This window comes from Alkalihalobacterium chitinilyticum, from assembly GCF_029028005.1.
In the GTDB taxonomy this organism is placed as follows: Bacteria; Bacillota; Bacilli; order Bacillales; family Bacillaceae_F; genus Alkalihalobacterium; species Alkalihalobacterium chitinilyticum.
Genome location: NZ_JAOTPO010000004.1, coordinates 148,843 through 161,200, shown reverse-complemented (window position 1 = coordinate 161,200; position 12,358 = coordinate 148,843). Strand labels below are relative to the sequence as shown.

Here is a 12,358-nt window from a genome sequence, read left to right as displayed (position 1 = left end):
ACTGTAATTTATTTTATAATTAAAATAATCATCTAAACAATATCAAAAATCGATAAAGTTCATGCTTTTTTGAGATGAATAGAAAAGTGAGGTCCTTTCAGTGGAAATTAGACAGATTAAATATTTTATGGAAGTGGCTAAACGAGAACATGTAACAGAAGCAGCGGATGCCTTGCATGTTGCACAGTCGGCTGTGAGTCGGCAAATTTTTAATTTGGAAAACGAGTTAGGTGTAGACTTGTTTATTCGAGAAGGGCGCAGTGTAAAGTTAACACCGATTGGAAAAATGTTCCTAGAGCGAATGAAGCACGCAATGAATGTCATTGATGATGCAACACGAGAAGTGGCCGAATATTTAGACCCGGAAAAAGGAACGATACGTGTAGCTTTTCCCATTAGTTTAGCAGCGTATACGTTACCGACTGCGATCTTTGCTTTTCGAAAACATTACCCTGAGGCGAAATTCCAACTGAAACAGGCCCTTTATCGCGATTTAATTGACGGGGTCGTAAAAGGCGAATTTAACATGGCGTTGATTGGTCCGGTACCCATGCAGGAAAAGAAAGTAAAGAGCAAAATATTATTCACGGAAAATGTTGTAGCTCTTTTGCCGATCCATCATCCGCTGTCGGATCGCTCTTCAATTAAATTACTCGACTTAAAGGATGATCCTTTTGTCTTGCTGCCTGAAGGGTTTGTATTTCGAAATATTGTCGTCAACGCTTGTACGGAGCGCGGTTTTCATCCTCATGTTGCCTTTGAAGGAGACGATATCGATGCATTGAAAGGACTGGTGTCAGCTGGACTTGGCGTCACTCTTATGCCAGAAGTGACCCTAGTAGACAGCCTGCCGCGTTCAACTGTAAAAATACCGTTAATCGAACCGAGTGTCACACGAACGGTAGGTGTGATCACGCCTACCGAACGAGTGTTGCTTCCAACAGAGCAATTATTTTATGAGTTTTTACAAGACTTCTTTGCGAGATTAAACGAGTTTAGAGAATAATAATTTTGTTTAGCTTAAAAACAGGAAAATCCTGTTTTATCGTGAAATACTTTCATTACCGATTATTTTAGAAGAAAATAGGTGATGATGTTGCTGGAAGAAATCATGGATGACTTACAAGATTTGTCCTCTAGTGAATTAGAAGAAGTTCACCGAGTTATTAAAAGTTACAAAGGCTCGTTGATGAAAACGGAAGAAGGTTGGAACCTTCATTATTATGGGAGATTCATAGGTATTGATCAAGACGAAAATGGTAGAGAGTTTATGCGGTTAGGGGCTTTTAACGAAAATACGTACGGTGTAACACAAGGAGGAGCTCTATATACATTCGCAGATGTTTCGATCGGTAAAGCCATTTTGACTAATTATTTAAAAGATGGAGAAAAAGTATTTACCCTTGAAATGAAAATGAATTTTATCAAAGGTGGAACTGGTGAAAAGTTGTACGCAAAAACTAACTTTTTGCATAAGGGGAGTACAACGATCGTCGCCCAATGTAATATTGAGGATGAAAATGAAATTCTTATCGCTCATGCCCTAGCTACCTTTTATATCGTGAAGCCTAAAAAGTAAAGTATTATGAGATCGGAAATTTAATGCTCCAGTTTCAAATTTTGGTTGAGAAAGTATAGGTGATATACTAGTACCATATTTTTATTTTTAAAATGAAGTTTTTTTGGAGGGTTATAAATGAGACCATTACAAATCTCAGCAGAAACAGCACAAAAGTTAGCGAAAACATTAAATGTGCCGTTAGAACAAATTATGCATATGCCGCAACATATCCTCGTTGCCAAACTGGCTGAAGCGGAAGCTGCTGAAAAAAAGAAAGAAACAAAAGAATAATTTTCGAAAACCTGAGCTGAATTGACATGGAGGCTTAGGTTTTTTTATTTATATGCATCCAATACAGTCCTCAAACGAAAATGTCCTTATATTATAGACCATACACAGGACAAACCTTTATTGAATAAAGTATAGAATTCTAGGTTAATACTTATTTTCTTCCATATTATATGATGATCTGAGGGGGGATAAGATGCAAGAAAAATATCCTAAGTATCCATATTTTGGTGTCAAAGAAACGTGTGAGGAACAGCTCATTTCATTCCCGCCACAAGAACAAGACATTCATCCTGGTATTGAAGGGCCAATGGAACCGAAACCGATAATAGAAAATCCATATTATAAAGGAAGTAAAAAATTAAAGGATAAAGTCGCTATTATTACAGGAGGAGATAGTGGCATTGGTGCAGCGGTGGCGATTGCCTTTGCCAAAGAAGGGGCAAATGTGGTTATTCCTTACTTTAAAAAATATGAGACAGAAGACGCCTTTCGCACGAAAAAACGGGTAGAGGAATTGGGACAACACTGTCTTCTTTATATTGCCGATTTAAAAGAGCCAACTCATTGTGAATATATTGTCAATGAAACTGTCAAACAGTTTGGAACGATTGATATACTAGTGAATAATCATGCGGTTCAATATGTGCAAGAGAGTTTACTAGATATTTCAATTGAACAGTGGGAGGAAACGTTTAAAACAAATATCCACTCGTTTTTTTATATGACGAAGTTTGCCCTTCCTTATTTAAAAGAAGGAGACAGCATCATTAATACGACATCAGTTGTTCCGTATGAGGGACACGAAACGTTGATTGACTATACTTCTTCCAAAGGGGCAGTAGTAGCCTTTACAAGATCACTATCTCAAAATCTAGCCGAACAAAAAATTCGTGTGAACGCAGTGGCTCCAGGTCCGATTTGGACACCGCTCATTCCATCTTCTTTCTCGGCAGAAGAAGTCAAGACGTTTGGAACCGATGTCCCGTTAAAACGACCAGGGCAGCCGTTTGAATTAGCACCATCCTATGTATACTTAGCTTCAGATGACTCAAAGTATGTAACTGGCCAAGTGCTGCACGTAAATGGTGGAACGATGGTGAGTTCATGAGGTTTGATCAGTTCTTTATTGATCCAACATTCACGAACAGTATGATGAGAGAATGCCGCTGGTCTTGACATGAGGGGGAGGCCTGAAAAAGCGGGTGCCGCGGGGGAGTGCGTGTCGACTTTTGGCTGAATAGGTCGAGAAATCGATAAACGAGGTGAAGTTGAAAATAAAACGATAAAAGTTAAAAATAAAACGATAGAAGTTGAAAATAATTCATACAAAGTTAAAAATAAAATCGCAAAAGTTGAAAAAAAACTGCAGTTTCATTTAGATAGAACCTATATATATTAGGGGAAATGACCTTTTTTCATACTCTTAAATAGAAATGGCTCATTTCTCCCACTTTTCTGATAAGTTGAGTCTATTGAATAATGGAATATTCTCCTATTCTTTTAAAAAAGTGGACAAGCTTAAAAATTTCATGAAACTTTTTTTCTTTTAAAACGTCAAATAAGATAGATACAAACAAGGGGGAAGTTTGATGAGAAAGTTAGTTGCAGGTTTACTAGTAATGGGAATGATGCTAACGGGTTGTGGATTAGGCAGTGAAAAAGTGAATCAGGATGCAAGTCATGGGGGAAGTGAAGTAATCGAAGGTGGGATGGCTACACGTCTTGTTGAAGAAAGTCCTTTGATTTTTAACTATGAAGTGATGAACCAATCAGATATAGCAGTTACGATGGAGTTCTCAAGTTCACAACGAATCGATTATACGGTTACGACGGAAGCAGGCGAAGAATTGTTTTTATTTTCTAGTGTCTCGATGTTTCTTCAGGCTCTAGGAGAAGAAGAACTAACAGAAGGCGAAAAGCTAGAATACATGATCGATTTAAATGAGTTAGAGCTAGATCCTGGAAAGTACTTTCTTTCCGTATGGATGACACCAATGGACGGCGAATCTTACAAGGTTATGAAAGAGTTTAAGATTGATTAAGTTAAAAAGAACACTTAATAGAGTTAAGTGAATGAAGTGGAGGTGCATATCAAAATGATGATAGGTACCTCCACTAAGTTTTTAAATACGAAAACCCCAAACAATGAAAAGGTAGGAATGAAATGAAAAAAGGTGAGGAAGTTTCGATTGGAGCAGTATCAAGAACCTAATGAATAGCAGGGGATACTATACAGCGCCCTTTTACTAAAAAGCTAGTAAAAATCCATTGGTTCGTGCACCATTAGAGGAAAAACCTAGGAGAAGATCGAAACTAATAGCATAGCTTTGTGCATGTTAGAGGAAATATCTAGGGAAAACCGTTACCAATAGTAAGCAAGGTGCATCCTAGAAAAAATAAAGGAGGAATAAAAGTGAAACTAATATTTTTGTATCACCCCGTTAAAGATCTCAATGAATCTCTTACATTTTATCAAGATACACTAGGCTTTGAAGAGGCGTGGCGAGAAGGGGAGCATACTGTTGCATTAAGCTTGCCTGGTTCAGATGTGAAACTATTGATTGAAGATGATGAACAGGATTTATCAGCTGGCGGCGTTTTCTTAGTTGATAGTGTAGATACATTTTTTAAAGAAAATAAAGATAAACTCAAATTTGTTAAAGAGCCAATCGATATACCACCAGGACGGTATGCAATCTACCAAGATAACTCAGGTAATTATATAAGAATTATTGATTTTACGAATGAGACCTAAAAGGTATGTGGTCCCGGTTACATCGTTTTTGGACAGTGATGTAAGGTAGCAAAATTTAGTATATGGACAAGTCCAAACTCATAAATTATTATAATATTAGGAAAATTAAATTCAACTTAGTATTTCCTTGTCATTTGTCAGTATGGATATCGAAAAGAAGGATAACGACATAAAAGACATAGAGGTGATCTTATGAGTTTTGTTGGACGTTTTACAAATATTCAAGTGGATATGAATAAAAATTTAGTACAATCCTTTTTAGAAAAAATAGAGCAAGCCTATCCATATGAGTGGGTAAGAAACGAGGGATATCAAACGCTGATTATTCATGGAGACAAACATTATCAGCTTCCATTTAAAGAAGAAAAAGATGCATTACGCTTAACGATTGAAGAACTTGTAACGAGTGAAAGAACCTTCTCCATTGCGTTTAATGAATTATTGTTTGAAGCACGAAAAAAGATGATGGGCATTGAGAATGTATACGATCGAAAAAAGAGAAGAATAGAAAAAAGAAAACAAGACATTGAAATGATCCAAAATCGTAGAAAAGAAGAAAGTCAAAAGAAATTAACACCACCTATGCCAAACGAAACGAAAGAGAAAATCATTAAGTTAGAGATCAATTATTTGTTAATGGAATTACATGAAGCGATGAGTGCTCAAGATAAGGAAAAGGAGCTCTTTTGTAAAAATAAATTACAGGAACTGGTTGAACAGTCGAAGAGAATTTCTTAAGTCAATGCTTCATGAATACGGAATTTCATAGTTAAATAAGAATGCAGCAGTGCGAAAGAGCCTGCTGCATTTTTCATTAAAACCCGTCAGTTGTTGGTGTAACCGGTATGTTTAAGTTTCGCTCAATCGTCCGCACCCTTTGGTTTAAACGATTTAAACGATCCGTGTGTAGTTCATCATTACGATTTAAGCGGGTAATTTCTCCATTAATTCGGCGAATTTCTTCATTGAGACGGTTAATTTCATTGTTAATGCGGCCAATCTCTTGATTTTGTCGCGTTAATTCGGCTGCTTGTTCTTGGTTTTGTCTCGTCAGTTGATTGACTTGTTGTTGGAGGTCCGGTTGTTGTCTCGTCATCGTTGGTTGTTCTGTTTGTTCTCCATGTGCTTGTGATGCAGATTGGTTTTGATAGTACGGACCATAGTAGTTAGTCGGTTGTTGAACATTTGCCGGATAATAAGGGTAATAATTCATGAAGGCAGCAACTCCTCTAAGTTTTGTTATGGAAAGAATACATAATAGCCTATGTTACGTTTGTGGGAGTGGCAGGGCGATAACCTAGAGGACAATCATAAAAGTGGAAATATTGCACTAAGCGGACATAATGAGCAATGAACATTATAGTGCCTCATGCTAATGGTGAAATACATCGAATATACTGACGGCTGAATGGGTAAGGAATATTGTTAGAAAATGAGTTGAAACGATTATTTAGGTGAGGTATATTCCAATAAGTGGTAGAGAATGAGAGTAAACGGTTGTTTTGAAAGCTATATATTTTAATAAATGGTAAAAGTCTAATCCAAACCGCTGTTCAGGTGTAATTTATTCCTTTTAATGTATATGAAATCGAATTTAAGTGTTCTTTTGTTTTATATAATTGCATATAATGGTTAACCCCTTGAAAATTTTTATAAATGAACAACAAAACAGAAACCGCTTGAAAAGTCGCGTACTCTTCAAGCGGTTTTTTACCATTTACTGTTCTGATAAATTTCGAACAGAAACGCTCATTTTTTGATTCGGGTCATCCATTGGGTGGATGGTTGCCATCTCATTATTCTGATCGACATGTTCAATGTAAACTTGTTGACCATTGTAAGTGACCGTTTTCATGTTTTGTGAAGAAGAAATTTCTTGTGCACGTTGTGCGTCCATTTGGGGCACCTCCTGTTGGGTTTCTTAATACAGTACTTACTATTTGTAGAAAGTAATGGACCTATACTTAAAATGTAGTAAAAATTCCCAACAGAAACGTAAATAAATGAAACATAGTCTACCTGTTGATCCAAACTACTTTATTTCTTGTATCCCAATGTGATCTCGTCGAAAGAGTTTCATTTAATGTTCGAATCGATACATAGACTCTAGAGTGCATTACTTCAGGATGGTTTGTAAGTCGAATGTTCCTTGTATTGACCCTTGCTTGCTTACTGTTCACTTTCATGTTGAGTGTTGTTTTTGTATCTCTAACGGTAATATTGTTCGTCGATTTGTTCCAACTGTAAGACATTTTTAAATTCTCTACTGTACCTTTAAGCGGAATGTACATCGTTTTATTACGGACAACTGGATTTCCTTGAACATTCGCAACTTTACCATTAATAACCACGGCTGTTTGACCGTTAGCTGCTAACGTTTGCTTAAGTGTGAGCAAATTGACATGAATAAATCCACGAGTTTTACCTGTTTGGATTTGATAGAAGTCACCTGTACGTCCAAGGATATTAACGTTTTGACCTAAGCGTGAAGTTCCGACAATAGCAGAACTTGTTGTTGCGCTTCTACGGATATTCGCAGCGTTGACATTGACTCTCGCGGTTACTTGTGTTCCTACGCGAGCCACTTGCACAGACTGAGGCGTTGGAGCTGGTGCCGGTTGTTGCATAGTCGGTTCACTCGCTACAGGTTGTGTCGCGGGCTGCTGAGTTGCCGGTTGACCAGCAACAGGTTGCACTGCAGGCTGCTGATTCGTCGGTTGACTAGTTACCGGTTGAGAAACTGCCTTTTGAACCGATTGCTGTACTTGTGCAGAAACGGATTGGCTTTGTGTTCCTTTTGCTTCAATAGTAAATGAATACGTCCCATTTGGATGAGATCCAACAGTCCAAAATTGAGCAAGGTCTCCAGCTTTTCGATTCACATCTCGGATCAACGTAGCGATGACCAGATGATTCGCGTCTCTAACGGTGATCGTAACTAAAGCATCTTGATTCAATGTATAGCGTATTACGACTTGATCGTGTCTAGCATCGTATTCTGCTCGAGCATGACTAATTTCAATCGGCTTTACTTCTGGCGTTACTTGAGAATCTGGAGCCGGGGCTGGTACGCTAGGGCTGACGGGCTGACTCACCGGTTGGTTTACCGGTGGACTCGGATTTACAGCTTCAATAGGCGGTGCATATTGAATAAATGGAGTTAGTGTAGTACCAGGGTAATAGAATTGTAGAATATCATTTACTCTAAATCCACGGTCTGCCATTCCTTTTGCACCCCATTGGCTCATACCAACAGCATGGCCGAAACCTCGTCCATTTACGACGATAGACGTATCGTTTTCAACAACAGAGTCTACTAGGTAACTGCGAACTAAATTAATCCCAATCATGGCTCTCATACGTTGTGCCGTCGTGTTTTTAAACTCAACGGTATGCAATCTAATGGTTCCGTCTGTATTTCGAACAAAATCATTGGTAGCTAATGAGCGGACTAAGAAGTTTACCGTAATGTCTCCTTGACGTACACGGCCACCTGTTGTCTTTTGATCCGAAAATTTAAACGTAGGAATCGATACAATTTTTATTTCCGTATTTGGATAACCATTTTGATATAGCCAGGTTTTAATGTTATTCGGTATCGTTGTATCTCGTTCTCTCACCGTTGACCACCATAATTGCGGATTTCTTAAATCGCGATTGGTAAGGTCCATTTGATTTTTATTAATGGTAAAATTCCACGGTGCAATCGAGTCATAAGGATCTGCTTTTATAGGAAGATAGGGTAAGTTCGTTCCGCCCCAAACATTCCCGTTTGATTCAGTCATCCCGCCATTACTAGATGAATAAACAGCAGAAATGAGTCGGCCGTTATGGGTTAGTGTTTGTCCACTCGTTTCATTTACAGCTCTAGTGCTATTAGAGTGCCAAGCGTAACCTGCATATACTTGATAATTAATCGTATCATCGATTAATTTAGAACCTTGGGACATAACGTAAGTTCTAGCTGCAATAGCTTGAGCCTTTAAGGCCTCGACATTCCAGGAAGCTGGCATCTCAGAAGGAACCACACCTTTTAAATAGTCTTCAACGGGCAGAGTGTTAATTGGACGAATGAAAGCTCCTTCTACAACAAAGCGTACTGTTCCAAGGTAGGGACGGTTATTAATTCTAACTAGATGTTGTTCATTATTTTGAACAGGTGTGAAAGTGAGTTCAGTAAGACTGTGCATACGGTGAGTGCCATCAAACATAGAAATTCTTCCGTTTTCTAGACGTAATTGATAGGTTTTTCCACTTTCAACCGTTCCCTCATTATTTAATCGGTAGTTTCCTGAAAATTGTATGGAAAGGTTATTCACATTACCTAAATAGTTCACCAGCTTAACGGTAACAGTTGGCTGCTGAATGGCTTGTCCAGAAGCGTGTATAGAATGAGTTGGTAAAGACATTAGTACGAGTAAAACTACGATAAAAGAAGCAAACAGTCTTTTCATGGATGTCCCCCTAAATGTAATCTAGCAAAATATAAGCTAATCATATTCCGTTTCTAGGATAATAGATAGAGGGGGAATTCATAAAAAATTATAAAAAGGTATAAACGACTACATACAAAGAACTATAAATCTCTTGATCCTGTTCAATTAGCAGGAAAGATCAATACAATTTTTTAATAAAACCTATTAAAAAACAATATTTTTACATTTCTAGAATGAACGTGTGATGATATGATGAAAGTAATAGATAAATATGAGGGTAAAGAGGGGAAAAGCGTGAAAAAGCTAATTGGTCTTATGATAGTTTTAGTTTTGGTAGGATGTAGTGCAACAACGGTGGAAAAAAACTCAAAAGATTTAACGTCAAAATCAGAAGAGTTGGGCATAGAAAGGCCGCTAAATGAAGAAGCTGTACCTGCATTTTTACAAAAAGAATTAGAGCCTATTGAGATTATCTTCGTCGGTGATGTGATGATGGAATGGTCGTTAAAAAATACGATCAATACCAAAGGCGTCGATTATCCATTTCAAAACGTCAAAGAGGACATCCAAAAAGCGGATTACGCCGTCGCTAATCTAGAGACAGCGATCACGACTAGTAACAACTCGTTTGGAAAACAATATAACTTTAAAGCGAATCCTATAAAGCTTGAAGGGTTAGTAAACGCTGGATTCGACTTAGTTTCTTTAGCCAACAACCATACGATGGATTATCGAGAAGAAGGTTTACTAGATACGATAAAATACTTAAGGGAATATGGTATTGATTTCGTTGGTGCTGGTAAAAATAGCGAGGAAGCTTATGCGTCACATACAGTCGTTCTAAATGATCAAAAAGTAACGTTCTTGGCGTTTTCAAGAGTATTACCTGATGTTTCTTGGTACGCTACAGATACAAAACCTGGTATTGCCAGCGGGTATCAGGAAGAAAGAGTCATAGATATTATAGAAAAAGAAAAAGTAGATACGGATTATGTTTTAGTGTATATGCATTGGGGAATTGAACGTGCCAATCGACCGGAAAATTATCAACGAGACTATGCAAGGAAAATGATTGATGCTGGTGCTGATGCGGTGATTGGTGCGCATCCTCACGTACTTCAAGGGTTTGAATTTTATGACGGGAAGCCGATCGCCTATTCTCTAGGGAATTTCCTGTTTCCTGACTACATTACTGGCCCGACTGCAGAAACAGGATTGTTAAGTATTATCATTGAGGAAGAACAAGTGAAAATGAAGTTTAATCCTTTCTATATTGATAACGACGTGATTGTGGATAAAGGAGAAGATTATCGAAATCGAATCTATCAATATTTAGAAGGCATTTCATATGATGTTTTTATTGAAGATGGTGAAATTAAACCGAAAAACTAGGAGGTTGTTATGGGTTTCCAACAATCAGTTATTATTGAAACGATGAAGAAACGTCAGTCCGTTCGAACGTATGACACACGGAACATATCAGAAACTCACCTTCAAAAAATTGAAAAATACATGACCGATGAAAAGCCATTCATCGGTCCTTTTGGATTACAAGGAAATATACAGTTGGTTCATGTTACGAATAATGTGACAGACAAAGGAATTAAGCTTGGAACCTATGGATTTATTAAAAATCCGAGAGCTTATATAGTCGGGGTGTCTGAAAATAATAAATACGCACTCGTTGACTTTGGGTATACTTTTCATCGCCTCGTCTTATTTTTGACGGATTTAGAACTAGGCACTTGCTGGATGGGGGGAACGTTTAACCGAAATTCATTTGAAAAAGAAATTTCAATAAGTGACGGTCATTTCATTCCATGTGTCACGCCGATAGGATACCGGAAAGAGAAACAGCGAATGTTTGATAAAGCACTGCGCTATGTGGTAAAAGCAGATAATAAAAAAGTGTGGGAAAAGCTTTTCTATGATGCATCATTTGAGGAACCTTTAACGAAAGAACACGCAGGGGATCTTGAAACACCGATTGAAATGGTACGGATCGGCCCCTCTGCATCTAATAAACAACCGTGGCGTCTAGTGTTAACGGAAGATCGCAACACGTGTCATTTTTACATTGAACATACACCAAATTATAGCAGTAAATTAGGTTACGATATGCAGCTCTTAGATATGGGAATTGCGATGTGTCAATTTGAACTAGCGTGTACGGAATTAGATATAGATGGTGAATGGCAAGTAGAAGAGCCGGCAATACAGATCCCGAATGAAAATATTGAATATATTGTGAGTTGGAGAAGAAAGTGAAGATGAACTTAAGTATATTAGACCAAGCACCGATTTCTTCTGGTTTAACAGCAAGTGAAGCATTACAAGCATCGATAAAATTAGCACAAGCTGGAGAGGGTTTTGGTTACAAAAGATATTGGATTGCCGAGCACCATGATTTTTCAGGACTTTCTTGTTCAGCACCTGAAGTCATGTTAGCTGCTATTGGTGCGAACACATCCAATATTCGAATGGGTGCCGGCGCGATTTTACTCCCGCACTATAAGCCTTATAAAGTAGCAGAAGTTTTTAATATGCTCGCAACACTGTATCCGGGACGAATTGATTTAGGGATCGGCCGGGCACCGGGTGGTTCAGCTGAAGTCACGATGGCACTATCCAATAATTTTCTGCAACAAGTGTACAAATTACCTGAGTCTGTACAAGAATTGTTTGAGTTTTTATATCGTGATTTTCCTGACGACCATATGTATGCAAACATTTCAGCAGCACCTCTTCCAAATACACCCCCGCAACCATGGATATTAGGGACTAGTGGAAAAAGTGCGAAGCTGGCAGCGGAACAAGGAGCAGCCTATGCATTTGGTCATTTCATGAGCGATAAAGAGGGCCCTGAAATTGTGAAGTCGTATGTTGACCATTTTGAGCCAAGACGAACCTTAAAGAAGCCCAAAACGATAATAGCGGTATCTGTCGTATGTGCTGCAACAACTGCGAAAGCAGAAGAACTAGCAACAAGTTCATTACTCTGGAAAATCCAGCTTGGTAAAGGTGAAGGCACACTAGGTGTACCTTCAATCGAGGAAGCCAGGAACTACATCTATACAAACGAGGAAATGACGGCGATCGAAAAAATGAAACAAAAAATGATCATCGGAAATCCTCAATATGTCAAAGAGCAGTTACTAGAATTACAATCGATCTACTGTGCAGATGAAATCATGATGGTCACGATTACACATTCTTATGAGGACCGAATTCGTTCTTACGAATTAATTGCAAATGAGTGGTAGTGATGGAGAACAATCATTCTAGGTGTCGTTGAGAGTGACGATTAATATGGGT

The 12,358-nt window shown here is 38.1% G+C and carries 13 protein-coding genes; 10 read left to right on the top strand and 3 right to left on the bottom strand.

Translation table 11 applies throughout. The features are described 5' to 3' along the window. Positions 1-100: 100 nt before the first annotated feature. From gltC to N7Z68_RS08025, 7 genes are all read left to right on the top strand, one after another. Entirely contained in the window at positions 101-1,006 is a 906-nt protein-coding gene (gene gltC / locus N7Z68_RS08055) for a glutamate biosynthesis transcriptional regulator GltC (RefSeq protein ID WP_275117955.1), read from the top strand. Between the two features lie 84 nt (positions 1,007-1,090). After that, positions 1,091-1,579: a PaaI family thioesterase gene (locus N7Z68_RS08050; protein WP_275118076.1), complete on the top strand. Its 489-nt coding sequence runs from the start codon at positions 1,091-1,093 to the stop codon at positions 1,577-1,579. Between the two features lie 117 nt (positions 1,580-1,696). Then, positions 1,697-1,852 (top strand): YycC family protein, encoded by a 156-nt coding sequence (locus N7Z68_RS08045; RefSeq protein WP_275117954.1) that lies wholly within the window; start codon positions 1,697-1,699, stop codon positions 1,850-1,852. Between the two features lie 193 nt (positions 1,853-2,045). Further along, entirely contained in the window at positions 2,046-2,960 is a 915-nt protein-coding gene (locus N7Z68_RS08040) for an SDR family oxidoreductase (RefSeq protein WP_275117953.1), read from the top strand. A gap of 481 nt (positions 2,961-3,441) precedes the next feature. Further along, positions 3,442-3,894, top strand: a complete 453-nt coding sequence (locus N7Z68_RS08035) for a BsuPI-related putative proteinase inhibitor (RefSeq protein WP_275117952.1) — start codon at positions 3,442-3,444, stop codon at positions 3,892-3,894. A gap of 371 nt (positions 3,895-4,265) precedes the next feature. Next, on the top strand, positions 4,266-4,607 hold the full coding sequence (locus N7Z68_RS08030) for a VOC family protein (protein ID WP_275117951.1): 342 nt from the start codon (positions 4,266-4,268) through the stop codon (positions 4,605-4,607). 192 nt (positions 4,608-4,799) lie between these two features. After that, the gene (locus N7Z68_RS08025; protein WP_275117950.1) at positions 4,800-5,345 is read left to right on the top strand and encodes a YkzI domain-containing protein; all 546 of its coding nucleotides are present in this window, start codon (positions 4,800-4,802) and stop codon (positions 5,343-5,345) included. A gap of 76 nt (positions 5,346-5,421) precedes the next feature. On the opposite strand, the gene N7Z68_RS08020 is transcribed toward N7Z68_RS08025, so the two are convergent. The 3 genes from N7Z68_RS08020 to N7Z68_RS08010 form a co-directional block, all read right to left on the bottom strand. Further along, complete coding sequence (locus N7Z68_RS08020) at positions 5,422-5,820, bottom strand: hypothetical protein (RefSeq protein WP_275117949.1); 399 nt, start codon at positions 5,818-5,820, stop codon at positions 5,422-5,424. 504 nt (positions 5,821-6,324) lie between these two features. Continuing rightward, positions 6,325-6,504 (bottom strand): H-type small acid-soluble spore protein, encoded by a 180-nt coding sequence (locus N7Z68_RS08015; protein ID WP_275117948.1) that lies wholly within the window; start codon positions 6,502-6,504, stop codon positions 6,325-6,327. A 118-nt stretch (positions 6,505-6,622) separates the two neighbouring features. Beyond that, positions 6,623-9,061: a SpoIID/LytB domain-containing protein gene (locus tag N7Z68_RS08010; protein WP_275117947.1), complete on the bottom strand. Its 2,439-nt coding sequence runs from the start codon at positions 9,059-9,061 to the stop codon at positions 6,623-6,625. 276 nt (positions 9,062-9,337) lie between these two features. Here N7Z68_RS08010 and N7Z68_RS08005 point away from each other — a divergent pair, with 276 nt between their 5' ends. The 3 genes from N7Z68_RS08005 to N7Z68_RS07995 are packed head-to-tail and all read left to right on the top strand — an operon-like array spanning position 9,338 to position 12,306. Next, the gene (locus tag N7Z68_RS08005) at positions 9,338-10,435 is read left to right on the top strand and encodes a CapA family protein (protein WP_275117946.1); all 1,098 of its coding nucleotides are present in this window, start codon (positions 9,338-9,340) and stop codon (positions 10,433-10,435) included. Between the two features lie 9 nt (positions 10,436-10,444). Further along, complete coding sequence (locus tag N7Z68_RS08000) at positions 10,445-11,311, top strand: nitroreductase family protein (RefSeq protein WP_275117945.1); 867 nt, start codon at positions 10,445-10,447, stop codon at positions 11,309-11,311. Positions 11,312-11,313: 2 nt separating this feature from the next. Continuing rightward, entirely contained in the window at positions 11,314-12,306 is a 993-nt protein-coding gene (locus tag N7Z68_RS07995; protein ID WP_275118075.1) for an LLM class flavin-dependent oxidoreductase, read from the top strand. The last annotated feature ends 52 nt before the right edge of the window (positions 12,307-12,358 follow it).

Coding starts and splice junctions, on each gene's coding strand:
- N7Z68_RS08050 (WP_275118076.1), top strand. CDS start 1,091: ATGATGTTGCTGGAAGAAATCATGGATGACTTACAAGATTTGTCCTCT.
- N7Z68_RS08045 (WP_275117954.1), top strand. CDS start 1,697: ATGAGACCATTACAAATCTCAGCAGAAACAGCACAAAAGTTAGCGAAA.
- N7Z68_RS08040 (WP_275117953.1), top strand. CDS start 2,046: ATGCAAGAAAAATATCCTAAGTATCCATATTTTGGTGTCAAAGAAACG.
- N7Z68_RS08035 (WP_275117952.1), top strand. CDS start 3,442: ATGAGAAAGTTAGTTGCAGGTTTACTAGTAATGGGAATGATGCTAACG.
- N7Z68_RS08025 (WP_275117950.1), top strand. CDS start 4,800: ATGAGTTTTGTTGGACGTTTTACAAATATTCAAGTGGATATGAATAAA.
- N7Z68_RS08020 (WP_275117949.1), bottom strand. CDS start 5,820: ATGAATTATTACCCTTATTATCCGGCAAATGTTCAACAACCGACTAAC.
- N7Z68_RS08015 (WP_275117948.1), bottom strand. CDS start 6,504: ATGGACGCACAACGTGCACAAGAAATTTCTTCTTCACAAAACATGAAA.
- N7Z68_RS08010 (WP_275117947.1), bottom strand. CDS start 9,061: ATGAAAAGACTGTTTGCTTCTTTTATCGTAGTTTTACTCGTACTAATG.
- N7Z68_RS08000 (WP_275117945.1), top strand. CDS start 10,445: ATGGGTTTCCAACAATCAGTTATTATTGAAACGATGAAGAAACGTCAG.
- N7Z68_RS07995 (WP_275118075.1), top strand. CDS start 11,314: ATGAACTTAAGTATATTAGACCAAGCACCGATTTCTTCTGGTTTAACA.